Annotated in this window: 16 protein-coding genes and 1 tRNA gene; 10 read left to right on the top strand and 7 right to left on the bottom strand. The window is 67.9% G+C overall.

All coding sequences use genetic code 11. The features are described from left to right. The first annotated feature begins 341 nt into the window (after window positions 1-341). Window positions 342-548 (top strand): developmental transcriptional regulator BldC, encoded by a 207-nt coding sequence (gene bldC, locus ACIGXM_RS05645; protein ID WP_014137253.1) that lies wholly within the window; start codon window positions 342-344, stop codon window positions 546-548. Window positions 549-1,032: 484 nt separating this feature from the next. Here the strand turns inward: bldC and ACIGXM_RS05650 are convergent. After that, a tRNA-Asp gene (locus ACIGXM_RS05650) sits at window positions 1,033-1,106 on the bottom strand. 116 nt (window positions 1,107-1,222) lie between these two features. Beyond that, a complete protein-coding gene (hrpA, locus tag ACIGXM_RS05655; protein WP_396557095.1) occupies window positions 1,223-5,209 on the bottom strand; it encodes an ATP-dependent RNA helicase HrpA in 3,987 nt (1,328 codons plus the stop codon). 235 nt (window positions 5,210-5,444) lie between these two features. Here hrpA and ACIGXM_RS05660 point away from each other — a divergent pair, with 235 nt between their 5' ends. Together ACIGXM_RS05660 and ACIGXM_RS05665 are read left to right on the top strand one after the other, a co-directional pair. Then, window positions 5,445-5,879 carry a hypothetical protein gene (locus tag ACIGXM_RS05660; protein ID WP_396557097.1) on the top strand — a complete coding sequence of 145 codons (435 nt, stop codon included), beginning with the start codon at window positions 5,445-5,447 and terminating at the stop codon, window positions 5,877-5,879. A 16-nt stretch (window positions 5,880-5,895) separates the two neighbouring features. Beyond that, entirely contained in the window at window positions 5,896-6,237 is a 342-nt protein-coding gene (locus ACIGXM_RS05665) for a transcriptional regulator (protein WP_396557099.1), read from the top strand. A gap of 8 nt (window positions 6,238-6,245) precedes the next feature. Here the strand turns inward: ACIGXM_RS05665 and ACIGXM_RS05670 are convergent, their stop codons facing one another. The 3 genes from ACIGXM_RS05670 to ACIGXM_RS05680 form a co-directional block, all read right to left on the bottom strand. Then, entirely contained in the window at window positions 6,246-6,959 is a 714-nt protein-coding gene (locus tag ACIGXM_RS05670; RefSeq protein ID WP_396557100.1) for an oxygenase MpaB family protein, read from the bottom strand. Between the two features lie 124 nt (window positions 6,960-7,083). After that, window positions 7,084-7,662 (bottom strand): Uma2 family endonuclease, encoded by a 579-nt coding sequence (locus tag ACIGXM_RS05675; protein ID WP_396557102.1) that lies wholly within the window; start codon window positions 7,660-7,662, stop codon window positions 7,084-7,086. Window positions 7,663-8,101: 439 nt separating this feature from the next. Continuing rightward, window positions 8,102-8,869: a hypothetical protein gene (locus ACIGXM_RS05680; protein ID WP_396557104.1), complete on the bottom strand. Its 768-nt coding sequence runs from the start codon at window positions 8,867-8,869 to the stop codon at window positions 8,102-8,104. Window positions 8,870-9,046: 177 nt separating this feature from the next. Here ACIGXM_RS05680 and ACIGXM_RS05685 point away from each other — a divergent pair, with 177 nt between their 5' ends. Then, window positions 9,047-9,892 (top strand): PE-PGRS family protein, encoded by an 846-nt coding sequence (locus tag ACIGXM_RS05685; RefSeq protein WP_396557106.1) that lies wholly within the window; start codon window positions 9,047-9,049, stop codon window positions 9,890-9,892. Here ACIGXM_RS05685 and ACIGXM_RS05690 read toward each other — a convergent pair. Beyond that, entirely contained in the window at window positions 9,822-11,480 is a 1,659-nt protein-coding gene (locus tag ACIGXM_RS05690) for a PE-PGRS family protein (RefSeq protein WP_396557108.1), read from the bottom strand. The two genes, ACIGXM_RS05685 and ACIGXM_RS05690, sit on opposite strands and share 71 nt — an antisense overlap. Before the next feature lie 143 nt (window positions 11,481-11,623). Here ACIGXM_RS05690 and ACIGXM_RS05695 point away from each other — a divergent pair, with 143 nt between their 5' ends. The 6 genes from ACIGXM_RS05695 to ACIGXM_RS05720 are packed head-to-tail and all read left to right on the top strand — an operon-like array spanning window position 11,624 to window position 21,538. After that, window positions 11,624-12,883, top strand: a complete 1,260-nt coding sequence (locus ACIGXM_RS05695) for a helix-turn-helix domain-containing protein (protein ID WP_396557110.1) — start codon at window positions 11,624-11,626, stop codon at window positions 12,881-12,883. 60 nt (window positions 12,884-12,943) lie between these two features. Continuing rightward, window positions 12,944-14,191, top strand: coding sequence for a hypothetical protein (locus ACIGXM_RS05700; RefSeq protein WP_396557112.1), 1,248 nt, complete (start codon window positions 12,944-12,946; stop codon window positions 14,189-14,191). Further along, on the top strand, window positions 14,188-17,496 hold the full coding sequence (locus ACIGXM_RS05705) for a hypothetical protein (protein WP_396557114.1): 3,309 nt from the start codon (window positions 14,188-14,190) through the stop codon (window positions 17,494-17,496). Before ACIGXM_RS05700 ends, ACIGXM_RS05705 begins: the two co-directional genes overlap by 4 nt. 52 nt (window positions 17,497-17,548) lie before the next feature. Next, complete coding sequence (locus ACIGXM_RS05710) at window positions 17,549-20,404, top strand: RNaseH domain-containing protein (RefSeq protein ID WP_396557116.1); 2,856 nt, start codon at window positions 17,549-17,551, stop codon at window positions 20,402-20,404. Window positions 20,405-20,456: 52 nt separating this feature from the next. Then, entirely contained in the window at window positions 20,457-21,053 is a 597-nt protein-coding gene (locus tag ACIGXM_RS05715; protein ID WP_396557118.1) for a winged helix-turn-helix domain-containing protein, read from the top strand. Further along, entirely contained in the window at window positions 20,969-21,538 is a 570-nt protein-coding gene (locus tag ACIGXM_RS05720) for a transposase (RefSeq protein WP_396557396.1), read from the top strand. Before ACIGXM_RS05715 ends, ACIGXM_RS05720 begins: the two co-directional genes overlap by 85 nt. A gap of 101 nt (window positions 21,539-21,639) precedes the next feature. Here the strand turns inward: ACIGXM_RS05720 and ACIGXM_RS05725 are convergent, their stop codons facing one another. After that, window positions 21,640-24,678: a type I restriction endonuclease subunit R gene (locus ACIGXM_RS05725; RefSeq protein ID WP_396557398.1), complete on the bottom strand. Its 3,039-nt coding sequence runs from the start codon at window positions 24,676-24,678 to the stop codon at window positions 21,640-21,642. Between the last annotated feature and the right edge of the window lie 15 nt (window positions 24,679-24,693).

Genomic DNA, 24,693 nt, shown 5'->3' on the forward strand with positions numbered 1-24,693 from the left:
AGCCCAAGTCTCCTCGTCCTTGCCCGCGTCTGGGCGGTTCTGGGGGTCGGTGTGCCCTTTGGGGGGAATCGATCGGTCTGGCCATTCCCTAACCGGGCGTCACGATAGGGTGACTGTCCGTTATGGGGTGGTCCATCGCCATCCGTCGCTCTTGAACCCGTGAGGGGCCAATTTTGGCGGTTTGGTCGATAGGGCTGGACGGATGGTGTAGTTGTAGACACCAGGACAAGCCGTTCGTCCTATAACCGACTCGGTCCGTCCCTGCCATTTCGGGCATCGCGGGCCAAGGTGCAGAATTTGAAGGATAGAACCGCCCTGGTTCGGTTCCGAGGAGGCCGCTCATGACCGCTCGTACCCCTGACGCCGAACCTCTGCTGACGCCGGCAGAGGTCGCCACCATGTTCCGTGTGGACCCCAAGACGGTCACCCGTTGGGCCAAGGCGGGCAAGCTCACGTCGATCCGCACGCTCGGCGGGCACCGCCGCTACCGGGAGGCGGAGGTGCGCGCCCTGCTGGCCGGTATCCCCGCCCAGCGCACCGAGGCCTGAATGGCCCGCCGGGCCGCCGGGCCCGGTGATCGAACGCTTCGCCAAGGGGTCGCATCCCCGGACTCCGCCGGGTCCGGGATGCGGCCCCTTTGGCGTGCCGCGGGGATGGTTCGAAGCAATTTCGAAAAGGTCCGATGATTGGCTGGAGCGACAGCAGCATACACCTTTTCATGACTGTCCCTTGGGGTGACAATGAAGCGTGAATGGAAGGTGAATGGGGCCGGTGCGGCGCCTGGGATTCCGGTTATGAAAAGGACGAAAAGCCTACCCGCACAGTGCAATTTTATATATTAAATGAGCCCCTCGTTAGGGGGGGTCCACGGGCGCCAACCTCAAGAAAAAATAAGTGACGACCGTCACAGGATGGTCTCTTGTGGTCTGGACCAAGACGTCGATAATGCGGGCTGACGGAGCGTCCGGTGCTGTCGAGTGCCCAAACGGCGAGAGGCCCGGAACCTGACGGTTCCGGGCCTCTCGCTTCCTGCGATCCCGACGGGACTTGAACCCGCGACCTCCACCTTGACAGGGTGGCGAGCTAACCAACTGCTCCACGGGACCAGAGTGTTCACTTCTGATCTGGTGTCCGTCGCTGCCGTCTCCGGCGGCGACAAGACAGATCGTACTGCATCGCGGGCCCCCAGGTCGAACCGGTCGCCGGGGGCCCGCGCGGCGCGTCAGAGGGTGGCCGCCGCCGCGTCCATCGCGCGCATGATCCGCTTCTCCGAGACCGGGGACGGCGTGCCCAGCGACTGGGCGAAGAAGCTCACCCGCAGCTCCTCGATCATCCAGCGGATCTGCCGCAGCTCGGCCGAGGGCTGCCGGCCGGCCGGCACGGCGGCCAGCAGCTCGCCGTAGGCCCGCTGCACCTCCTGGACCTTGAGCAGCTGCTGCAGGTCGCGCTGCGGGTGGTTGGGCAGCGCCTCCAGCCGCCGGTCCACCGCGAGCAGGTAGCGCTTCAGGTCGGGCAGCCGCTGCCAGCCGCTGTCCGTGACGAAGCCCGGGTGCACCAGCGAGGTGAGGTGCAGTTTGATGTCGTTCACCGCGCTGAGCAGCACCGGGCTGCTCACCGTCTTCAACCGGGTCGAGGCCCGGTGGAAGGCGATCAGCGCGCCGGCCGTCTTGATCGTGGTGTCGGCCGACAGCTCGTAGAGGTCGGCGCGGACCTTGTCGAAGAGCTTGCCGAAGGCCGGCTCGTCCCAGGCCGGGCCGCCGGCCAGGGTCATCAGCCGGTCGGCGGCGCAGGCCACGATGTCCTCGAAGAGGGCCGGGATCGAGCCGTGCGGGTTGTAGGAGAGCGCCAGCTTGGCCTGGTTGCCCAACCGGCCCTGGATCGACTTGGCCGGTGAGTTGGTCAGCAGCAGCAGGAGCCGCCGGGTGCCGTCCCACATCGCCTGCTGCTGGGCCTCGGGAGTGTCGAAGAGCCGGATCGCCACGCTCTCCCGCTCGTCCACGAGGGCCGGGTAGGCGCGCAGCGAGTGGCCGCGGGAGCGCTGCTCGAAGGTGCGCTGGAGCACCGGGAGCGAGGCCGGCCAGGCGGTCAGCCCGGTCTGTTCGATGCCGCGGCCGGAGGCGGCGCTGGAGAGCGTCTCCTTCAGCTTGGGTTTGAGCTTCAGCCGGAGGTCCTCCAGGTCCTTGGACTCGGCCAGCTTGCGCTTGCCGTCCACCACCCGGAAGGTCACCTTGAGGTGGTCGGGCACCCGCTCGTCGTCCCAGGCCTCGGGCGGGATCGGGACGCCGGACATCCGGTGCAGGATCCGTTCCAGGGTGGGCAGCAGCGGCTCCTGGCGGTCGGTCACCTCGCGCAGCGCGGCGCGCGCGTAGTCGGGGGCGGGCACGAAGTTGCGCCGGACCGCCTTGGGCAGTGCCCGGATGTAGGCGGTGACCAGCTCGGCCCGCAGGCCCGGGATCTGCCAGTCGAAGCCCTCCGCGGTGACCTGGTTGAGCACCGGGAGCGGGATGTGCACGGTCACGCCGTCCGCGTCGCTGCCCGGCTCGAACTGGTAGGTCAGCTTGAAGCGGAGCTTGCCCTGCTGCCAGTGGTCCGGGTAGTCGGCCTCGGTGATGCCGTCCGCGGCGTCGTTGATCAGCATCGACTTCTCGAAGTTGAGCAGGTCGGGCTGGTCGTGCCGGGCCTTCTTCCACCAGGCGTCGAAGTGCCGGGCGGAGACGACGTCCTCGGGCAGCCTGGCGTCGTAGAAGTCGAAGAGGGTCTGGTCGTCGACCAGGATGTCGCGCCGGCGGGCGCGGTTCTCCAACTCCTCGACCTCGCCCAGCATCCGGCGGTTGGCCGCGAAGAAGTCGTGGTGGGTCTCCCAGTCGCCCTCCACCAGGGCGTTGCGGATGAACAGCTCGCGGCAGAGCTCGACGTCGATCCGGCCGTAGTTCACCTTGCGCTGGGCGACGATCGGCATCCCGTAGAGGGTGACCCGCTCGTAGGCCAGCACCGCGCCGGCCTTCTTCTCCCAGTGCGGTTCGCTGTAGGTCCGCTTGATCAGGTGGCCGGCCAGCGGCTCGACCCACTCCGGCTCGATCTTGGCGTTGATCCGGGCCCACAGCCGGGAGGTCTCCACCAGTTCGGCCGACATCACCCAGCGCGGCGGCTTCTTGAACAGGCCGGAGCCCGGGAAGACCGCGAACCGGGCGCCGCGGGCGCCGCCGTACTCGCGCTTCTCGACGTCGTACAGGCCGAGGTGGGAGAGCAGGCCGGACAGCAGCGACTGGTGGATCCGGTCCGCGTCCGGTTCGGCGTCGGGATGCGGCTCGGTGACGGTGACACCCAACTGCTTCGCCACTGTGCGGAGTTGGGTGTAGATGTCCTGCCACTCCCGTATCCGCAGGTAGTTGAGGAACTCGGCCTTGCACATCCGGCGGAACGCGGAGGAGGAGAGCTCCCGCTGCTGCTCCCTGACGTACCGCCACATCGACAGGTAGGAAAGGAAGTCGGAGGTCTCCGAGCCGAACCGGCGGTGCCGCTCGTCGGCCGCCTGGCGCTTCTCGGTGGGCCGCTCGCGCGGGTCCTGGATGGAGAGCGCGGCGGCGATCACCATGACGTCACGGACGCAGCCGTTGCGGTCGGCCTCCAGCACCATCCGGGCCAGCCGCGGGTCGACCGGCAGCTGGGCCAGCTTGCGGCCGAGCGGGGTGAGGCGCTTGCGGACGTCCTTCTCGGCCGGGTCGAGCGCGCCGAGCTCGTGCAGCAGGTTGACGCCGTCCTTGATGTTGCGGGAGTCCGGCGGGTCGAGGAACGGGAAGGCGGCGATGTCGCCCAGGCCGGCCGCGGTCATCTGGAGGATCACCGAGGCGAGGTTGGTGCGCAGGATCTCGGCGTCGGTGAACTCGGGGCGGGCGAGGAAGTCCTCCTCCGAGTAGAGCCGGATGCAGATGCCGTCCGAGGTTCGGCCGCAGCGGCCCTTGCGCTGGTTGGCGCTGGCCTGGCTGATCGCCTCGATCGGCAGCCGCTGGACCTTGGTGCGGTGGCTGTACCGGGAGATCCGGGCGGTGCCCGGGTCGATCACGTACTTGATGCCCGGGACGGTCAGCGAGGTCTCGGCGACGTTGGTGGCCAGCACGATCCGGCGGTTGCTGGAGCGCTGGAAGACCTTGTGCTGCTCGGCCGAGCTGAGCCGGGCGTAGAGCGGGAGGACCTCGGTGAACCGCAGGTTGAGCTTGTTGAGCGCGTCGGCGGTGTCGCGGATCTCCCGCTCGCCGGAGAGGAAGACCAGGATGTCGCCGGGGCCCTCGGCCTGGAGCTCCTGGGCGGCCTCGCAGATCGCCTGGATCTGGTCGCGGTCCCGGTCGAGCTCGTCGCTCTCCGGATCCTCCGACTCGTCCAGCAGCGGACGGTAGCGGACCTCCACCGGGTAGGTGCGGCCGGAGACCTCGACGATCGGGGCGTCGCCGAAGTGGCGGGCGAAGCGCTCCGGGTCGATGGTCGCGGAGGTGATGACCACCTTGAGGTCGGGGCGGCGGGGGAGCAACTGCTTGACGTACCCGAGGATGAAGTCGATGTTGAGGCTGCGCTCGTGGGCCTCGTCGATGATCAGGGTGTCGTACTGGCGCAGCTCGCGGTCGGTCTGGATCTCGGCCAGCAGGATGCCGTCGGTCATCAGCTTGACCAGGGTGTCCTGGCCGACCTGGTCGGTGAACCGGACCTTCCAGCCGACCGCCTCGCCGAGCGGGCTGCGCAGCTCCTCGGCGACCCGCTCGGCCACCGTGCGGGCGGCGATCCGGCGCGGCTGGGTGTGGCCGACCAGGCCCCTGACGCCACGGCCGAGCTCCAGGCAGATCTTGGGGATCTGGGTGGTCTTGCCGGAGCCGGTCTCGCCCGCCACGATCACCACCTGGTGGTCGCGGATGGCGGCCAGGATCTCGTCCTTCTTCTGGCTCACCGGGAGTTCGGCCGGATAGCTGATCTCCGGGACGGCCGCCCGGCGCTGCTCGACCCGCAGCTCCGCCTTGGCGATCTCGCCGGCCAGCTCGACCGCGATCTGCTGCCGGGCCTCGGGCTTGCGGACCCGTCGTGCGCCGTCCAGCCGCCGGCCGAGCCGCTGCTGGTCCCGCAGCGTCAGCTCGGGGAGACGGGCGGCCAGCTCGCCGATGGTGGGCGCCTCGGCCGTGGGTGCCTCGGTCGGCTGGGCTGCGGGAGAACTCACTGGGGGCATCCCTCTAGGTTCGCAAGGAGGGGCGGACGGGCGCACCTCGGTTTTGGGGCGGTGATGGGTCGGACGATCGGATTCTTGGCGCATCCAGTGTCACACCTGGGAGTGAGCAGGCGGGGATGCCTTGGGTTGCTGTGTGGGCATCTACTTGCCAATATGGAAAGTAGATGCCAGCATCGAAAGCAAGGGGCGGGGCCGCGGAGTGGCTCGCCCGGGTTCGTCTGATGGGGAGAAGGACATGGACGCGGAGGAAGCACTTCGGCTCGCGGCGGGGGCACGGCGGGCCGCGGTCCGCAACCGCCGGCCCGGCTGGTACCCGCTGGTGAGTGGTGGGCTCTGCGGCCTCGGTCAGGTCGCGTTGGGGGTCGCCCTGCTGCCCGAGGAGGCGCACCGGTCCTGGCGGCTGGCGCTGATCGGTGTCGGCGCGGTGGCCTGGGTGGTGGGATTCGGGCTGATGGGCCGCTTCGCGATGGCGGGCGGGGTCGTCCCGCGGCTGCAGAATCGGAGCAACGCGCGGCGCTGGCGGGACAACGCCCCGAGCCTGGTGGCGACGACCCTCGGCATCGTGGTGTGGGCGATCGCCGGGTTGCCCTGGATGCTGATCGTCTGGGGGATCACCGGGGGAGCGGCGGAGTGGTACCGGCTGGCCCGGTTGGGCCGGCCGGAGTGCTGAGGACGAGGAGAGAAGCGTGAACGGTGCGCTGGAGAGCGCCTTCCACCACCCGAACCGGCTGGCCGTGGTGGCCTTCCTCTCCGGGTGCGCGGAGGCCGACTTCCGTACCGTCCGTGACGAGTGCGGGTTGTCCGACTCGGCGCTGAGCAAGCTCGCCACCGCCCTGGAGGCCGAGGGGCACGTCCGGATCCGCAAGGGGCACCTGGGCCGGCGGCCGCGGACCTGGCTGTCGCTGACCGCCCACGGCCGGGAGCGGCTGGCCGGGCACCTGGCGGCGCTGCAGGAGATCGCCGGCCGCAACGCGCGCAACGCGGCGGAGCTGGCGCGGGCGGCGGAGACGGACGCCGACCCCGGCTGAGCCGCTGGTCAGCCGGCGGCCTGCCGGGCCCGGGCCCTGAGCGCGCGGGACACCAGGGCGCGGATCGGGGCCGGTGGTCGGCGTATCCCCAGCGCCGTCCGGAGCGGCTGGTCCAGCAGCGCGGCGGCCACGGCCGGTCCCAGCGGCGCCAGCGGGGTGGGCAACCGGGTGGCCAACAGGCCGCTGGTCGCCTCCCAGAGCGCCCGGCCCGCCGGGCTGGGGGCGAACCGGCGGTCCTCGAAGGCGCTCATCCAGCCGGCCAGGCCGGCCAGCTCGGCGGCGGGTGGCTCGGGCAGCGTGAGGGCCGCCGCGAGGTCGTGGTGGAAGGTGCGGGCCGCGGCCAGCTCCGCCCCGGTGGCCGGCCGGCCGGCGTAGTCGGCGAGGAACCGCAGCGGGCACACCGTGAAGCAGGCCAGCACATAGTGCATCAGTTCCGGCGTGATGCCGGGCCGATCGTGCACCCGGCGCAGCTCGTCGACGATCCGCCGTCCTTCGGGGCTGCCCGGACCGTGCTCGATCAGGGCGAACATGGCGGTCCCGGTGGCCTTGGCCCGGTCCCACGGCTCGGTGGTCATCCGCCCGGTGGCGTGGAGCACTTCGGCGATCTCCGGGACGCCGAAGGTCCGGACGAAGCCCAGGGTGAGTCCGATCCGGGACTCCTGCGGCATCGTCTCCAGGACGAGCCGTGCGTAGGCGCTGCGGTCGGGCGTGGTCCCGGTCATGGGGAGATCCTGCCGTCCCACCGCGGGAGCCGTCCACCGTGCGGCGGGCTACTCCGCCCCGCCCCCGGGCAGTTGGGCGCGGCGTCGGCGTCAACCGGTGGCGGGCGGCACGTGCCGGCGTGGGTCAGTACGGCAGCAGGTCGCTTGTGACCAGGTCGAAGCCGAACGGCTCGGGGATGTGCAGCGTCTCACCGAACTCGATGTCCTCGCGGTGGTGGTACCTCGTGCCGTCCGGCCGACTGAACAGGGTGACGGTCTTCTGCCTGGCGTCGACCAGCAAGTACAGCGGGATACCCGTCAAAGGGTAGTCGCGCACCTTCCCGACCCAGTCGTTCTCCGGGTTCGAGGGGGAAACCAGTTCGACGACGATGGCGGCGAGCTCGGACGGGACCTGGTTGTCAGACGTCTCCAAGGCCTCACTCGGAAGGTATGTCAGGTCCGGGTTGCGGCTCTTGCCGACATTCGGTGAGACCAGGTCGGTGTTCTCGCTCGGCAGCAGCTCGAGCGGGGCGTGCGCGTCGAACTGGCGGCGTACCAGCAGCAGGTTCCGTTGGTGGATGCCCGAGGGGCTGACCGTCACGACGATGGTGTCGCCCGAGAGTTCCACCTTGAATCCGTCGGGCAGGCTCCCGCGGGCTTCTTCGAGGAGTGCGAAGTGCTCCGGGCTCCTGGGCGGTGTCTCCTGGGGTGTGCCGGGCAGCACCCTCAGGGTAGTCCGCCACCGGGTCCGACCTCGCCCGTACGCGGTGTTCGCCGCAGACTCCGCCGCTCGGATCGTTGCGGGGTTCGCTGAGCCGGACGGCTGTCCGTTCGCTGCGCCGTTGGTGTCAGACGGCATGAAAATGCCCCCGAAGCGAACTGCTTCGAGGGCGTAGTGCCTGGTCAGGCGTGGTGGCCAGGGCCGGGGTCGAACCGGCGACCTTCCGCTTTTCAGGCCAAGCCGGGGAGGTGAGATGCCCCAGTTTGAGTGATTCTGCCGTCCATGGACGGCTGCCATCGGACATCGTCATCCGGGCCGGTTGGCGTCAGCGTTGGCGTCAACCGGGGGCCAGCTCGAGGCACTGGTGCCCGGTGGGGCGGTGGCTCGGGTGCCATACGGGGCTCTTCACCCGTCGCCCGGCCGTGCGACTGGTGAGGTGCCCCTACGAGTGCCCCTGGGACGTCAGCCAGGTCTCGAAGCCGGACAGGAACTCGCCCATAGCCCCCAGTGAAGACGGGTTTGCTGTGTACTGAGCCGACAGGTTGACCTCGTACAGCTTGTAAGCGGGCCGTGCGTCGCGCGCTGCTGCAGCGGCGGCTGCCAGCGCGCGAACCGCGTTGTCGCGGTGGCCGGTCTCGACTGACTCGATGAGTTCGGGCCAGAGGTTGTCTCCGATGTGGTCGAAGAGCTCCATCAGGTGCAGGCCGGCCCTGCGGGCACGGTTACGAATGGCTTCCTGTTCGGCGATCTCGTGGTCCTCAGCCCATCGGTCGTCCTGCTCGTCTGGGTCTGACCAGTCGGCCATCTCGTTCTGGAATTGGCGGTCGAGGTCCTCCTGGGTCAGCCGCGGGTACTCGAAGGCAGGTGTTTCCCCAGCCTTGAACAGCCCGATCGGCACCGTGAGGTCGGGGGTGGGTGTGCCCTCCAAGAGCCCGGTCAGCAGCAAGACCGCGTCGATCTTGGGAAGGACCTCGGCGACGTCCACGAGGCCCTCAAGGGTTCCGACTGCCTGCTCGACAGCCGAGTAGTCGTGCTCGGCGATCTGGTTGTCAAGGTCGAAGTGGAGGTGGAGGATCGCACTGCCGATGCCGCTGAGTTCGTCCAGATGTGCACCAACCTCGGCCTCGATGCGTTCAATGGTCTGTCGAAGCTCGCGAGCCTCGGCGGCCTGTTCCTCAAGCGCGGCTACCGCTTTGGCGATCTCACTCACACTGTGCCCCTTGTCCCGTGAGGATCCGTCTCAACTTCCTGGACTGGCAACCCTATTACCAGCCGCGGACTTTGCTGGTCTACTGCGCCACCTCACAGCGGTCCCGTTCCATTTCCGGCCAGTAACGGTGCTGGGAAGCGGTAGCGCAGCAGGGCACCGCTTTGGCTCAATAGGTGCGTGGAGATCAACGAGAACTGGGCCTATCGTGCCCAGCCCAAGCTGCTCGGTGGCGCCGTCCGCCGTGTGGAGATCGTCCGGGTGGGAGACCCCCGTCGGTCGGCCCAGGTTCACGTCCGGTTCCTCGAAGGTGAAGAGGTCGGACTGCAGGAGTGGGTGGCGCAGGCATCACTGGTCGCCCGGTGGGCTGACCTTGAGGTCTTCCGTGCTGACGATGCTGGGGAGCTGAGGCTGACCGAGGCGTCCCGGCAGGTGCGCAAGAGCCCCGAGTTCGAGGCGGCCCGGACAATCTTGGGGTTCATCCGCCCGAAGAGCCAGGTCCGGCTGCGCAAAGGCGTGGCTGACGCCGGCGTGTTGGAGCTGGCAGATCTGGATGCCACAGCGCAGCGCCTGGGCCTTGATCCGGCCGAGCTGCGCGCCGATCCGATGGTCTACGAAAATCGGTCAGGGCTGTGCCTGGCGGGCTGGCCGGTCGTCGAGCGGATCGCCCGGCGCGTTGCGGAAATGCTGGCCGAGGAGATCCTGCCGGAGGTCGACCGCCGGCAGGAGTCCGTGGACCGCGAGCGGGCCGTTCTGTCATGGCACTCCTGGGAGCGCCGCCGGGACGACGGGAAGCTGAAGGCCGAGGACGACGCCCTCCGCACCATCCGCGAGTGGTGTGGCCAGGAGCGGGTGGACCGTTATGACGAGCTGCTCGCGCTTCGCGAAGAGGTGGAGCGGCTGAACAGCCTGATCGAGCGGGCCGTGAAGGCGTTGCGCGAGCGCGGGCACGGCGTCATCGCCTCCACCATTGAGCGCGACCTTGGGGTCCGTATTTCCAGCCTTGGTCCCGAGGTGAGGCGCTGAGGTCGCGCCAGGGGTCTGGCTGGTGGGGTGGCTGGGCAGGCTCAGCCGGCGGTGTTTCTTTGACGGGCCGGTGCGGGCTCCAGCCCTTGAGAAAGGGGCGCAGAGCCTCGTCAGTGGGTTCGGTCTCGAAGTCCTCGACGCCGAGCCCGCGGCCGGGCGACGTCGGGTCGATCCTGTCGGCCTCTTCCTCGCCCCACTTGGCCCACTGACGCAGGCGATCGGCCTCTGCGACGGACGTGGCGCGGGACACGGATTCCTCCAGCTCCGCGCAGAACCGGCGGATCTCAGCCGCAGCACGCCACCGGTCCAGGGCCGCCCCGAAGGTCTCTGCCCGCGCAGCCTCGGCGGCGTGGACCTTGGCGGCGGCGATGGCTTTCTCCCACTTCCGCTGCTTGCGCTCCTTCTCCTCGGCCTCCAGCCGTCGCCGCTCGGTCTCCGCCCGTTCCCGCTCCTCCTTGAGCCGTCGTTGCTCGGCCTCGTGCGCCAGACGGTGCGTTTCCTGTTCCTCGGCGCGTGCTCTCAGGGCGCGGAAGGCAGCCCCGATCTGTTCCTCCAGCTGACGGCTGGGTGTGTCTCCGCACTGCTTCGTCCAGGCGTTGGCGCGGTTGTAGCCGTGGTGAGGTTCGACCAGGTAGAGGTCGAGTTCGCCGGACGGCTCGGATCGGTGGGCGGGCGTGACCCGTTGCCAGTCATAGGTCTTGCGTCGCCCCTTGGGGGCGGGAACGTACTTGACTTGCTTCTGCCGCTCCTTGAATTCGATCTCCCAGGTCTTGCCGTGGACGTTGAGCATCGGCCTGGCCTGGCGCCGCTTCTTCGAGATCGTGATGTCCCCGTGCCTGGACAGGGCTTCCTCGGCGATCAGACTGACGATCGACAGGACTCGTGGGAGCACGTCTTCGGAGATCTCGAAGGCGCTGTGGTCGGCCTTGATCGCCGCGATCACGTCGTCGACGTCCGTGATGACCCTGCTTCGCTGGAGGCGGATTCGGTTCCACTCGGTCTCGTCGAGCCCGTTCGTCCGCAGCAGGCCGAGGAAGAAGTCGCCCTTCTCCCGTCCGCTGTACTTCAGCTGGTAGCCGTCGGGCGCGTACTCGCGAGCGGCGTCAAAGGCCCGCCGTAGCCGTGCACGTTCCTCGGGAGGCGGATCCGAGATTCGCAGGAAGCGCCCGGCCTGCTGAACCTGCTCGATCAACGCCGGCCCAGTCACCGAGCGAGGAGGTGGCAGCGGGCGGGCGGGGCGGGTAGGCGCCGCCGACTTCGGGCTCATGGCCCCTTCGTCCGGCTGAGCGTCCTGCCGGACGACTTTCGTAGCCGGTTCCTGAATCTGGCCTCGCTCAGCAGACCGACCGACCTTCTTGGCCGGCTGGTCCGGGTGATGGTCATGTTCCAGATAGAACCGTCCAACGTCGGTGATCTCTGCCCGCCACTTCGTGTCAGCAGCCTTCGGCATGAGGATGAGCCCGCGGCCCTTGAGTGCCCGTGCCGTAACGGCGAGCGCGGGTTCGTCCGAGGTGACGGGGTTGACGCCCGCACTGATACGAGTCAGGAGAGCGAGCTGACGCTCGTTGAGAGGAGTCCAGCGGTGCATACCGCCGTGGTACCGCCTCACTTCCGTCCGGCACAAGCCGATTGATCAAATCTGCGGAGAAAGAGGACTGCTCGGCATCCGCGCTGCGGCTTTCGAGGCGTGGCTCTATTGCAATGAAGTCTTCATTGGACTTCCATGGCTGTATGCCTCTTCCCTTGCGCACGATCGACCCAGCGCGATTGGTGTCCAGACGTGTCGAGCTGGGGTTGACACGCGAAGTGCTGGCTGCGAGGGCTGGGGTCTCGTCTCGGATGATCTTCTTCTACGAGGAGGGCCGGCACACGCCCACTCCGCCTCGACTGGAGCGGTTGGCATCCGCTCTCGGCTGCGAGATGGATGCGCTCACCGGGGCTCCGCAGGGACAGGAGACCCTGGTCGATCTAAGGTATGCCGCTGGGCTGACGCTGGAACGGGTCGCCGAGCTTCTGCGGGCGTCGGTGCCAGGCCGTGAGTTGTCTGTGTCGGCGCCCAAGATCTCTGCACTGGAGAAGGGGCTGCAGGTCCGAGGGCGGCACTGGCAGGACCCCGAGGCGACGGGGCGGCTTCTTGCCCCCCTTGCGAAGGCGTACGGAGTCCCGGTGCGGATGGTTCTGGACGCTTGGATGCGCACGAGGCCGGACGAGCAGGCTCCGATCTTGGTCGCCAAGCGGAAGCAGGAGCCTTCACGGGCGGCGTTGGTGGCGTGGGAGTCGCTGAATGAACGCCAGCAGGTCTACTTGGGCGAGATCATGCGGGACGACCGCATGACGGAGACCGAGATGTGGATGCGCCGGGTCCAGCGGCTGCCTGTGCCGAAGGCCGCCGAGTGGCGCAAGTTGCCGCTGACGCTAAAGGCTGCTCCTTCTCTTGTCGGGTACACCCGGTTGCAGGAAAGGCTACGCCAGCATGGTGTGCACGACCCGGGGGCCGGACAGACGGTGCACGCGCTGGAGCGGAGAGGTTTGCTCGTGGTCACTGAGGATTCGGTCGAGCACCCTGCTAGCGGAGAGGTCGGCCGGGTACTGGTCGAGATCACCCGACGGGGCCGTGCGGCTGCGCGTGCTGGGCTTGGCGAACCGCGGGAGCCGGACCCTGCGGCCCATCTGTTGTCGGAGTGGCTCTGGGGGGTTCTGGCGCGTGTTGCAGCCGCTGAGCCCGCTGGGTTGGAGGACGACCAGTTGGCCGGCCGCTCACTGTTCTTCATCGGTGTGGGTTATCGAGGCAGGGCTGGGGGGCAGCCGAGCCGCGGCCTGGTGGACTCGGTGCCCGTCATGGCCCCCGGGGGGACGCATGTCGCTGAGTACCGCTGGCGGCTTACCCAGCTCGGTCGGCGTCACGTGGTGGAGTACCTCGATGTCTACCGAGAGCTCTATCCGCGCGTCAATACCACAGGGCTTGACATGCGTGCGAACAAGATGCCGTAAGTGAGCCTCTTTTCTTCTCTGGTGGCGTGTTTGTCGTAGGTGCCCCGTACGCTCCGGATCGTGACGAGTCCCTTGGACGAAGGTGCGCAGACGCTCGATGACGACCGGGTCCGCTACCTGGTGACCCGCGCTGCGCTGCGCGCTGCGAAGGCGATGACCGCGCCGGGCCTGGAACCTCAGCAGCGCCTGACGACCTTGATGGAGTGCCACGGCATGCTGCATGCGGCACGCGGCCCAGGTAGACCCCTCGCATTCGGAGAGTTCAGACGTGCGCTCAGAGGGGACCTAGCGGTCCTGCTACCCGAGGGCGTCAGGCCACTGGACCTAGGCGGGATGCTGGTCGTCGACCAGGACGGACAGGTCACCGAGGACGCCTTCGACCTCGATCTCGAGCAGCAGATGCTGCTGCACACGCTGCGCAAGCTCGACACGTTCGCCGGTGTCGTCAGCGACCGGGATCTCCAGTCGGAGATCGACCAGGAGACGGCCTTCACACTACTGCGCAAGCAAGGTGAGCAAGCCGTGTACGAGGCCGGCCGCAAGGATCTGATCCGTTGCCCTGCAGGGCCCGTTGACCAACTGTGCGAGCTGCGGCTGCCACCGCTGGTCGCAGATTTTTATCGGGAGATTCCCTTCGACTCCGTCTATCGGGGTTGGTGGTTCCCGTGCCCCGTCTGCAGATGGCCGATGCGGGTCGTCGTCCGGAGGAACGCGGGAACCTCCGTGGGAGCCGCGCGCTGCTGGCACACGCCCCACGCGGACATGGGGGCCTCCTACCTCTTCCGGCTGCCAGCCGACGGCAGTGCACCAGAGTTACTGCCGGAGCCCGCACCGCCTCGTCCGGAAGGTCGTGAGGCGGTCCTCTATCCGGATCTCGGAGAAGTCCCGCAGGCTCTGCCCGCAGAGAGCCACAAGGCCGTCACCCGAGGCATCTGGCGCTACACGACTGTTCCCGGTCTGCCCGAACTGGCCTTGTACGACCGGCTGACGGAGCGCGGGCTGAAGGTCTCGCTGTGGCCGGGCCTGGACGCCTACGACCTGCTGATCGAGGTCGGCCCGAAGCGGGGCAAGAAGACGACGTTCAAGGTCGACGTCAAGGACTACACTTCGGCCACAGTCCTGGGGAGCCTCGTCCATGCCCAGGAGGGTGACCGGGGCGGAGCCGACTGGCTTGTGGTGCCGGACTACCGGGCCCGCCAGGTCCCCCTGCTGTCGGGGGTGTGCGCGAAGTACGGGGACATGCAGGTCGCGACCGCCTCCGAGTTCGGCGAGTTGGTCTGCGAGAAGGCCGGGGTGAACTGGACATGAGTGACCTGCCCATCGAGGAAACCGCGGTATGCGCTGCACTGGCCCTCGCCGGCCACTACTTCCCGTTAGTGGTCGACGGCGAATCCCGCACCGCCGCTCCCTTCGCCGAGGCAGCGTTCCTGCTCTCGGGGACGTACCAGGCATGGGACCGCTGGAAGATGCTGCCTCATGAGGAGAAACGGCGGATCGCCGCGGTCTGCTCCATCGCGCCGGGTGAACTCGCCGACGTTCGGAAGTTCTCGGTGGCAGCGCGTTCCCTGCTGGCCGGGCTGAACGGGGAAGCTCCAGGGGACGCATCGGTCATGGCCCCCTTCGAGACCGTGGGCGACAACCCCTTCACGGCCGATGCCGCGTTCCCACGACTCGGAGGCGATCCGCTCGGCTACGTCGACCGTCTGACTGCCCGTTTCCGGCGCCCGAGCGCCCGGCCGAGACCTCCGGAGTTCGCCGGCCCCGGCACGTGGTTCACCGGGGAGATCTTCGTCAAGGACGTGGGCCAGATCCACGGGCGCCTGACGATCCCCACCTACCCCCAATTCGCCGAGGCGCTCAGCCACGACAGCCTCCCCCACCTCTCGACTGTCCCGTACATGGCCGACCTCCGTATCCCCACGCCCGATCTGCTCGACCTCGCCGAGCAGATCGACCAGCGCTACCCCGAGAACAAGCGCTACCTGCGCCACACCATCGGGCAGCTCTTCGACGCGCTGAAGACCACGGACAGCATGTCCCCCACCGAGGCCCTCGCGCTGACCGCCGGCGGCATGGAGATCTTCAACGCGCCGACCGGCACCGGCAAGAGCGTGATGGTCCGCGTCATGGCCGCCTGGTTCGCCACCCACAACCTGCGCGTCACGATCGTCCTGCCGGACATCAAGGCGTGCCTTGCCATGACCTGGAACGTGCGCGAGGACCTGGCCCACCTTCACCGGTCCAAGGTCATCGAACACGAGGCCACGTGCGCACACTTGATGTCGTCGTCCGGCATGCACGACCGCGCCCTCAAACTCGCCTCTCTGATCAACGAGGACCCAGACGCGCCCGGCGAGTGGGGCGAACGTGCCGAACGCGACGTCGATCCCCTGGCGTACGGATGCGCCCTGAAGACGTTCCTGGAAGCCACCGGGGACTATCCGCCGGGGCGCGAGCCGTGCCTGTCGTTGCACCAGCAGGGTGTCGGGGCTGCGGCCTGCCCCTGGATCCCGACCTGCGGCAGGTACGCTCCCGTGTACGAGGCGGCCGACGCCAATGTCGTCATCATGAACCACTACGTGTTCATGCAGGGCAACCTGCGGATCGGCGTCAACCTCGACGGTCGGCCCGTACGCAGCATGACCGCAGCCGAGTTCGCGCTGCGGACCTGCCACGCTGTTCTCATCGACGAGGTCGACCAGTTCCAGTCCCGGGCCGTCGACAAGTGCGCGAGCGAGATCATCCTGCACTCCCGCCGGCACTGGTCGGCCGCACCGCAGGAGATGGACACCGACGCCAAGCGGCTACGCATCGACGACGAGCACAACCTGTTGCCCGCTGTCAGCCACGTCCGTCTCATGGCCGAGTTCCTCCTGCTCAGCATCTGCAAGAACGCGCTCAGCCTGCACGCCACGGAGGACGACCGGGCCCAGGAGCGCATCCCCGACCAGACCAGTACCCGCTGGCACCTGGCACGTGGGCGTGACCGTACCCTCCTCCGGCTGTTGTGGTCGCCGACTAAGACGGGCGACGGTGCAGACATCCCGGCTGAGCTCTTCCAGCAGCTCAACGCCCTCATGCCTACCCGCTATCAGCGCCGCGATCCGCTCAGCCGACAGGCGAGCCTGCTCGACCCCGACTGGCATGACGTCAGGGAGGCGCTCAGCGCACTGGTGGCCCCTCGCGGCGAGCACCTGCTGGACGCCGTCAAGATCGAACTTCACGGTCTGCTCGAGCCCAGCGTCAAGGACCCGCACAGGCGTGCGCAGGCGGTCAACCTGCTGGTCACCCGGACCGCGATGATCGAGTTGGACGAGGCGTTATCCGCCCTCCAGGAGAAGGCCCACGACTACCGCTCCTCCGGTCTGCGTTCGGCCCAGAAGATCGTGGAAAACCTGCAGGCGACTGCCATCTCCGCCGTTCTGCCGCTCGGCATGCTGGGGCAAGCCATCACCGGCTACCGAGTCACCGGACTCGACGACAAGGAGAAGAACGCGGCCCTGGTCGCCCAGACCATCGCCGGTGACCCGCACACCTTCACCGCCGAGCTGGGTGGGATCGTCTCCCTCATCCTGGCAGGCGTCGAACGGCCGGTGATGGGGCTGTCGGCCACCGCCTACTTCCCCCAGGCGGTCCGAGAGCACCTCCACGCCCCGGTGCGCTGGTGGATGACCGACGCCCAGGCCAAGTCCATCCGGGCCAGGAAACACCGCATCGACTACGGCGAAGGCCACCCCCTGTTCGGAGAACCGATCAAGGTCTCCGGCACCCACCCCAGCCGTAAGAAGGACGCGCTCATCGAGCTCGGCGGCAACCTGTACGACCAGTACATCCACCGCGAACTCGAACGGACCGCCGCCAAGGACCCGGATCGGGCACATGTCCTGGTCGTCGCCAACTCCTACCAACAGTGCGCGTGGCTCGCCCGCGGAATTGCTCAGGCCGGGCAGTACGACGGCGGACTGTGCCTGGCTGTCCGCGCGGAGAACCGGCACGGTGCCGACCCCGAACTGCCCAGGGAGACCGTGGCCGTACGCCTGACCGCCGAGGAGTTCGAGGACTTCCCCAGCCACGGCAAAATCCTCGTTGTTCCGCTGTCGCTCATCGCCCGTGGGCTCAACATCGTCAAGGGCACCCGCTCAGCGGTCCGATCCGTCTACCTGTGCGTGCGCCCCCTCGCGTTGCTCAACGAACCCGCCGAGATGTACGGCAGCATCAACGCCGCCGGGCTGCGTGCCCTGTCGGCTGGCGGTGTCTCCGACCCGTCGCAGGCCCTGGCCGGTGCCCGTGCGGCGGCATGGGACCGCCTGGCGCTCCTCCTGCGCACAGCCCCACAGTTCACGGCGATGCACAAGTCCCTCCAGGAGGAGGTCGTCGCTGGCATGATCGTCGACCTCATCCAGCTTGCCGGTCGCGCCCGTCGCGGCGGCACCGAAGCCGTGCTGCACATGGTCGACTACGCCTTCCACGAGGACACCTGGAGCGCCGACCTGGAGACCGTCCTTCGGCGCATCCACTCCCAGTGGCCGCCCGACGTGCGACGACGCATGAACGACCTGTACGGAGAGGCACTCAACGCTTTCCTCTCCTACGCCGGCATCGACCCCCACTGACCCTGGGCACCCGGGCAACCGACGAGACTCACAAGAGAGAAGAAGAGACCACGTGACCGAGCAGGACCCCGCACCGGGCGACCAGGACCGCGCACCCGGCAAGTACCTCAACACCCTCGCCTTCCGCTGCACCCCCGAGCTGGTCGGCGATGCCGTTGTCCACGTGCGGCACTTCGACGAAGCGACCTGGAAGCTCTGGGACGACTTCGACCACCTGTGCAAGAAGAAGTTCAACAATGACTCGGCCCAGGCCCCTTACTCCATCGCCACCACCGTCCTGAGCATGATGAGCGGCGGCTACGTCTGCTTCGACCCGGACCGCCGCGCCCCGTTCCTCGCCTCGCTCCGCCCAGTCGACAGCAAACTGCTCCGCCGCGTCTTCACCCTCACCCACTACCTGGCCCTCGGTCAGGACGTCAGCACGATCGACATCACCACAGCGCCCGAACTGGCCAAGCGGATCGCCGACACCCCGGAGCGCACGCACCTGCTGGCCGAGTACCTCCAACCCACCAACAACACCCAACCCAGTGCCCCCAACTGGCTCTTCAGCACAGTTGCCTGGGAGCTGTCCCGACGCTTCGCCGCCGAGCCCTGGGCGATCTCCGACAGCAAGTCCATCCAACTACGGGCGGACACCACCGGCGGCCTGGTCGCCTTCGACGACCCCTGGCAGAACGAACAGGGAGGCCGCTTCGCCCTCTCCCGGACCGCGCTGAAGCTGAAGACCCTGCCCAACGTCGCCAACCCCGTGCTGCTGCTGAGCTCCCGGGTGACCCGCGTCTCCTCCTCCCTCGTCTTCTCCACCACCGCCCTCGCGGAGCAGCCCGGCCCGGACAACCCACTGCTCGAGGTCAAGCTCAACGGCCGCGGTGGCGCCCGCACCATCAACCGCCTCGCTCTCCAGGCCCTCGGCCGGCTGGAGATGAACTACTCGATCCTGCGCACCATCGACGACCGTTCGAAGCGGGAGCAGAAGCTCCTCGCCGACGCGAAGGAAAAGAAGGAAGCAGCCCGCTTCCCGCGCGAGCACCCCGGACAGGTCTGGCCCATCCTGCCGAAGAACTTCTCCTTCCCCATCGGCACCGGCACTGGCATGCACCACCTTCGGCTCCTGCACCAGCACTTCACCAACGTCTTCGCCGACCGCGCCGAGCACCTGGACATGCTCGAGGTGCGAATGAGCCTCCCGCACCGCCCCACCGACCCGGAGAACATTTCCAAGCAGGAGTACCTGCGCCGCAAGGCGGAGCGCGAGCAGCATCCGGATCCGAAGACGCTCGGCCCGATCCGCCAACGCGGCAGCCTCTTCCCCACCCCGGAGTCCATCTTCGCCTCCATCGAAGCTGCCGGCTTCAAGAAGCTGCGTATCGTCTGCCTGTGGTATCGGGACGAAACCCGACTGCGGATGCTCGACACCTTCTGCAAGACCTTCGGCCTCGAGCCAGAGGGCCTCGACCCGCGCGGTGGCGACGAGCTCAGCCTGTACGGAGATCAGATCACCGCCGTTTTCCATCAGGCCGGCGACTTCCTTGAACCTGGGCCCTCCGGTGGCCGCAAGGAGGCGCTGGCGGCCACCGGAGCCGCGCTTCGGTCCCAGGACGGGGTGCTTGTCGGTGCCTGGTGCGAGACCGAGATCCCCACAGCGGCCGACGCCGACGGCGGCGGTGAGACGAGCCCCGACGACCTTGACGCCAAGCCTCAGACCAGGAAGATCCTCGCTGACCTCGGTGTCCCGACCCAGTACCTCCGGGGCAAGGACGAGAAGGGCGTTATCAAGCCCAAGGCGAAGGACCACCCCGCCGAGATGGCCCTCCTCGACCTCTACCGCTCGCTCGGCGTCATCGACGACCGCATCGCCAATGCGCTGCAACCCGAGAAGGCGGGCTATCCGGTCGACCGCATCGCCCACGTCGGCATCCACGTAAGGCAGCAGAACAGGCGTAAGGGAGAGTTCGGCCAGCCCAAGGTGGTCATCACCGCCTCGGCCCTCGTGCCCCCGGCGGTTGCCGGTGGCACCTGGACGATGCTCGGTTGGAGCTCCACCCGGCCTGTATGGCAGCCCTACCGCCTGGCACAACCGGCCTTCCACGCCAGCGCCTACCCCGAGGGCACCGGCGACAAGAAGACCTACCGGCAGCGATGGGACGACGCGGCCGAGACCGTCGAGCGAGCCCTCGCCGATCTGTCCGAGGAACTGGACGACACCCCGTACGTCGTCACCGTGGACGAGCTTGCCTCACGACGGATGTGGGACGGGCTGCAGAACATGCGTCTCGGCAGCTCTCCCGAGAAGCGCAACAGCCGCTACTGGCTTCCCGGCAGCACCCTGAGCCGTGACGAGCGGCCCCAGGCCGTCATCCGTATTAACGTCAGCGATGAGGAGGTTCCGCAACCGGTCAGCACGACCCGGATCGCCAAGGCCAAGGGCGGCGACCCTGTGGAACAGGACACCGCGACCACGCTGTACCAGGTCACCACGGACTTCGGCACCCCGGTGTGGATCTTCTGCAACGTGCCACGCGCCTTCGATGGGGACGGCGCAGGCCGGCTGGGATCCAAGTACACCCGATGGGACGCGAAGCCCTCCGTCTTCTCCGACAAGAAGGAGGGACGACGCAAGGGTGAGATGCCCCAGAACTGGTACTCCATGACGGCCAACGAGATCTACCCGCTCGCATGCGCCGAGGGCGTCTCTGAGGAGGCTCTCGCCATCACCACAGCGAAGCTCTCCCACCAGGCCCAGTTCTGGGACGGACGCTCCCGCTTCCCCCTTCCTCTGCACGCGGCGAAGCAGATGGACCTCGACCATCCGCAGTACCGGCGCACCGCTGCACCGGAGGAGAAGCCGCTCGCGGAACCAGGTGCTGAGGAAGCACCGGTTACTGACCTTGGCGCTTCAAAGTGATTGGCCTGTTTGCGTAGCTGACGGACGGTCATTTGCGCGCTATGTCGTTGGTATGCGCTATGCGGATGGGGGCGGGCTGACGGCGAAGGCACGTCAGCGCCGCGAGTCGGTGCGGCTGGAGGCCGCCACGTTGTTCGACGAAGGTGTCCCACCGAGGGAGGTTGCCCGCAGGTTGCGGGTGACCGCGAAATCGGCCTACCAGTGGCATCAGGCCTGGCGGGAGGACGGGGCCGGGGCGCTGGTTTCACGGGGACCGGGTGGGCAGCGGTGCAAGCTGTCGGCTCGATGCCAGGACAAGCTCGCCGAGTATCTCGAGCAGGGACCGGCCGCCCACGGCTGGGACCAGGACCAGGTCTGGACCGGCGCGCGGGTCGCCACGCTGATCGGGCGGAAGTTCCACGTGTCCCACAGCGTCTCGGGGGCCACCCGTCTGATGCGTCGGCTGGGCTTCACCCCGCGGGTCCCCGTGCGTCGGGCAGCCGAACGCGACGAGCAGGCCGTCACCACATGGAAGGAGGCGACTTGGGCGGAGGTAAAAGCGCTCGGGCGGCCTGCAACGGCTTCATATGCTTCGAGGACGAAGCCGGGTTCACCCGCAGGCCGCCCAAGGGACGCACGTGGGGACGCCGCGGCATCACCCCGGTGGTGAAGGTCAGCGGCAGCCGCTCGGGACGGGTCTCGGCCGCCGGGCTGATCGCGATGCGACCGGGCTCCCGGACCCGGCTGTGCCACCGGCTGCGTCGGCACACCGGACGCAAGGGCGAGCGCCGCAGCCTGTCCGAGCACGACTACATCGGCCTGATCGACGGGGTTCACCAGCTGGTCAAGGCGCCGATCGTGCTGGTGTGGGACCGGCTGAACACCCACGTCTCCCATGCGATGCGCGACCTGATCGACGCGCGGGACTGGCTGTCGGTGTTCATCCTGCCTGCCTACGCACCCGAGCTGAACGCGGTCGAGTACCTGTGGGCCCATGTCAAACGCAGTCTCGTGAACCTTGCCAGCGTCGCCCTCGACCGCCTCGAAGCCCTCGTCCGCAACCGACTCAAACGACTGCAGTACCGCTCCGACATCCTCGACGGCTTCCTCACCGGGACCGGACTTTCCCTCGACCTCCCGCCGCCATCACCTTGAAGCGCCGAGGTCAGTAATGGAGCAGAGGATTAGCGTAGGTCTGGGTCGCGCAGCGACGAGGCCCGGCAGCCGTCACAGCTTGCCGGGCCTCCGCCGGGTCGTCAGTCGACGAGGTAGTGGGCTTCGATGTAGGCCACGGTGGAGTCGTACGGTTCCCCCACTGGCTTCAGCATGTACCGGCGGAAGACTGCGGCGGTGGCGCGGCGGGCGCCCCGGTTGCGAGCGTCGGCGTTGTCCCACGATCGGGCGAGGGTGCGGGTGACTACCTGGTCGATCTCCTCGGCCAGGTTCCTTTCGGTGACTGTGAGGCCGGACGGCGCGTGGTCGTGGATGATCCGCGACAGGACACCCACGTGGTCGTCGTCCAGCACGACGACGGCCGTGTCGGGGTGCTTTTCGGCGTCTACGACGGCGCGGGCGATCCGGAGCGCCTCGGACAGGAAGTCCAGGGCGTCCTGAGCGTTCTGGATGATCCGGTCGCGCAGCAGCCTTATCCGCTCCGCGAGGGCGGTGTACCTCGCGGACCCCGGTTCGACGCCCTTGTCGAGGGCGGCCTTGATGTGGTCCAGGATCTCCGCCGCGGACGGCGGCGTCTTGTCCTCACCGTCACCCTTGTCGGGCTTGGGGCGGACGAGGGCCAGCAGCTCCTTCAGGATGACAATGCCCTGAGCGTCCAGGACGAGGGCTTCCTCCTGGGAGGCGGCCACGGAGAAGGAGTGGACGTGAGCGTTGATGATCTCCAGGACCATCGGCCCCAGCTCGCCCAGCCGTTCCTTCCTCTCCTCATCGGAGGACTTCTTGAACAGAGTCGTGTACACCGATCCGAACAGCCCGAAGCCGTCCTGGTACTTGGCGACCCGCTTGTCGGTGTTGATGAGCGGGTACAGGCGGGCCAGGAGCCGGTAGTCCTTCGTGAACACCTCGGCCGCGTCAGGGTTGGCGTCCAGGAAGACGTTGATGGCCCGTACGGACTCGTAACCGTGGACTGTGAGGTCGAGGCCGTCCACGTCCGCGAGGAGGTCTTCGATGCGGGCGAAGGTGGTGCGGAACTCGGCGACCAGCTCGGACAAGTCAGTGACGAATCCGCCGCCCTTGCCGGCTCCCTTCGAGGTGGGGTCGACGACGGCCCGCTGGACCTCCTCGGCCAGGCCGATGTAGTCCACGACCACGCCGCGGGTCTTCACGAACCCCGTCGGGGACACCCAGGTGCGGTTCGGGCGGGTGATGGTCTGGAACAGGCTGTGGGCCTTCAAGGGCTTGTCCAGGTAGAGAACGCCCTCGTTCGGGGCGTCGAACCCCGTCATCAGCTTTGCGGTCACCACCAGGAAGCACAGCGGGTCGTCCGGGGAGAGGAACCGCCGCTTCTGCTCCTCCTCCTCGGCCTCCGAGAGCTGGAACGGCTTCATGGCGGCGACTTCGTCCTTGGCATCCGAGACGGAGATGTTCACCTCGGCGGTGATCCGGACGTGCTTCCCGACCTCGGCGAGCACCTGTGACGCCTCGAAGCCGGCCAGCAGCTCGTTGATCTTCTCCATGTATGCCACGGCCAGCTCGCGGTTGAAGGCGACGACCTGGGCCTTGAGCCCGTTGCGGTAGGTGCCAGCCAGGTAGTGGTCCACGATGTCCTGGCAGACCGCGTGGATGCGGTCGGGGTTGGCGAAGACCGAGGTGAGACGGCCGAACTTCCGGGACAGCGTCTCACGGTCGGGGTCATCGAGATCGAAATCGTCGGCGAACTGGTCGAACTCGGCCTGCAACTCCTGGTCGTTCATCTCGAAGACGACCGGGCGCGGGTCCAGCACGACCGGCACGGTCGCCTCGTCCAGCAGAGACCGGGACACCGAGTAGCGGTGCAGCACCCTGCCCGGGTCGGCCTCCTCGCCGAAGAGGGCGAAGGTGTCAGTGGCGAGGTTCCGTACGGGGGTGCCGGTCATGCCGAAGAACTTCGCGTTCGGCAGCGCTGCGCGCATCTGCCCGGCCAGGGACTTCTTCTTGTCGGACTGGGTGCGGTGTGCCTCGTCGACCAGCACGATGATGTTGGCCCTGGTCGACAGGTTCTCGCCAGCGTCGGCGAACTTGTGGACGGTCGTGGAGATGACACCGCGCACATCGTCGGCCAGCAGGGAACGCAGCTTCTGGCTGGTCTTGGGCCGGTGGAAGTAGGCATCCCCCATGGCGGAGGTGAACACCCCGGCGGTGTGCCGCACGAGGTGGGTCCGGTCCGAGAGCAGGATGATCGTGGGTGAATCGGTGCGGGTGTCAGCCAGCAGCAGCGAGGCGGCGAAGACCATCAGCAGCGTCTTCCCCGACCCCTGATGGTGCCAGACCAGACCTTTCGACCCGCCCTCCAGGACCCGCTCGTGGATCAGGTGGGCGGCCTCCATCTGCGGATAGCGGGGCAGGTATTTGATGTCAGCCCCACCCCCGGCAGTGTCGAAGAGGACGAAGTTGGCGAGCATGTCCAGGATCGTGGCCGGATTCATGAGCAGCTCGACGGAGCGCTTCACGTCGGCCTGCCCGGACAGGTTCTCGTCGTCGGCGGTGGACCGGAACGGCTGCCACAGGTTCGTGGGCGCGCCGGCGGCACCGAACCGCAGCTTCAGCCCGTCGGAGGCGACGGCGAACACGTTGGGCGTGAAGAACCACGGGTACTCGGTGGCGTACACGTTGTTGATCTCGTTGGCGGCGTCGACCCACCCGGACTTTGCGGTCGGTGACTTCACCTCGACCACGACTAGGGGCAGGCCGTTGACCCAGTACACGAGGTCGAAGCGGCGGGAGGTCTTGCCGGGGACGGTGATGGTCACCTCATCGGACACGACCAGCGTGTTGGCAGTCGGGTGCTCGAAGTCGATGACCTTTAGGGCGTGCCACACGCCATCGGCGTCCCGGAACTCCTTGTGTCCGCGCAGCAGGCGCAGTACCTGCTTGTTGGCCCGAACCAGTCCGCCTTCGACAGCATTGATCGTCGCGACGATTTCCTCGACCACGGCGTCCACGTCGAACCCCCCGATCACCCGGGGGTTCAACCTGACGATGGCATCTCGCAGCTGAGAGGCAATCACTGTCTGCGTCGTCTCACGCGGCAACGCCCGCCCCGCGGTGAAGCCCCAGCCCATAGGGAGGGACCACCGGATCATCAAGTTCTGGAACTC

Source organism: Kitasatospora sp. NPDC052896, assembly GCF_044547075.1.
GTDB lineage: Bacteria > Actinomycetota > Actinomycetes > Streptomycetales > Streptomycetaceae > Kitasatospora.

What these genes read in the sequence shown, in the direction of transcription:
- bldC (WP_014137253.1), top strand. Translation starts at nt 342, where the DNA reads ATGACCGCTCGTACCCCTGACGCCGAACCTCTGCTGACGCCGGCAGAG.
- hrpA (WP_396557095.1), bottom strand. Translation starts at nt 5,209, where the DNA reads ATGCCCCCAGTGAGTTCTCCCGCAGCCCAGCCGACCGAGGCACCCACG.
- ACIGXM_RS05660 (WP_396557097.1), top strand. Translation starts at nt 5,445, where the DNA reads ATGGACGCGGAGGAAGCACTTCGGCTCGCGGCGGGGGCACGGCGGGCC.
- ACIGXM_RS05670 (WP_396557100.1), bottom strand. Translation starts at nt 6,959, where the DNA reads ATGACCGGGACCACGCCCGACCGCAGCGCCTACGCACGGCTCGTCCTG.
- ACIGXM_RS05690 (WP_396557108.1), bottom strand. Translation starts at nt 11,480, where the DNA reads ATGCACCGCTGGACTCCTCTCAACGAGCGTCAGCTCGCTCTCCTGACT.
- ACIGXM_RS05695 (WP_396557110.1), top strand. Translation starts at nt 11,624, where the DNA reads ATGCCTCTTCCCTTGCGCACGATCGACCCAGCGCGATTGGTGTCCAGA.
- ACIGXM_RS05705 (WP_396557114.1), top strand. Translation starts at nt 14,188, where the DNA reads ATGAGTGACCTGCCCATCGAGGAAACCGCGGTATGCGCTGCACTGGCC.
- ACIGXM_RS05715 (WP_396557118.1), top strand. Translation starts at nt 20,457, where the DNA reads ATGCGCTATGCGGATGGGGGCGGGCTGACGGCGAAGGCACGTCAGCGC.
- ACIGXM_RS05725 (WP_396557398.1), bottom strand. Translation starts at nt 24,678, where the DNA reads ATGATCCGGTGGTCCCTCCCTATGGGCTGGGGCTTCACCGCGGGGCGG.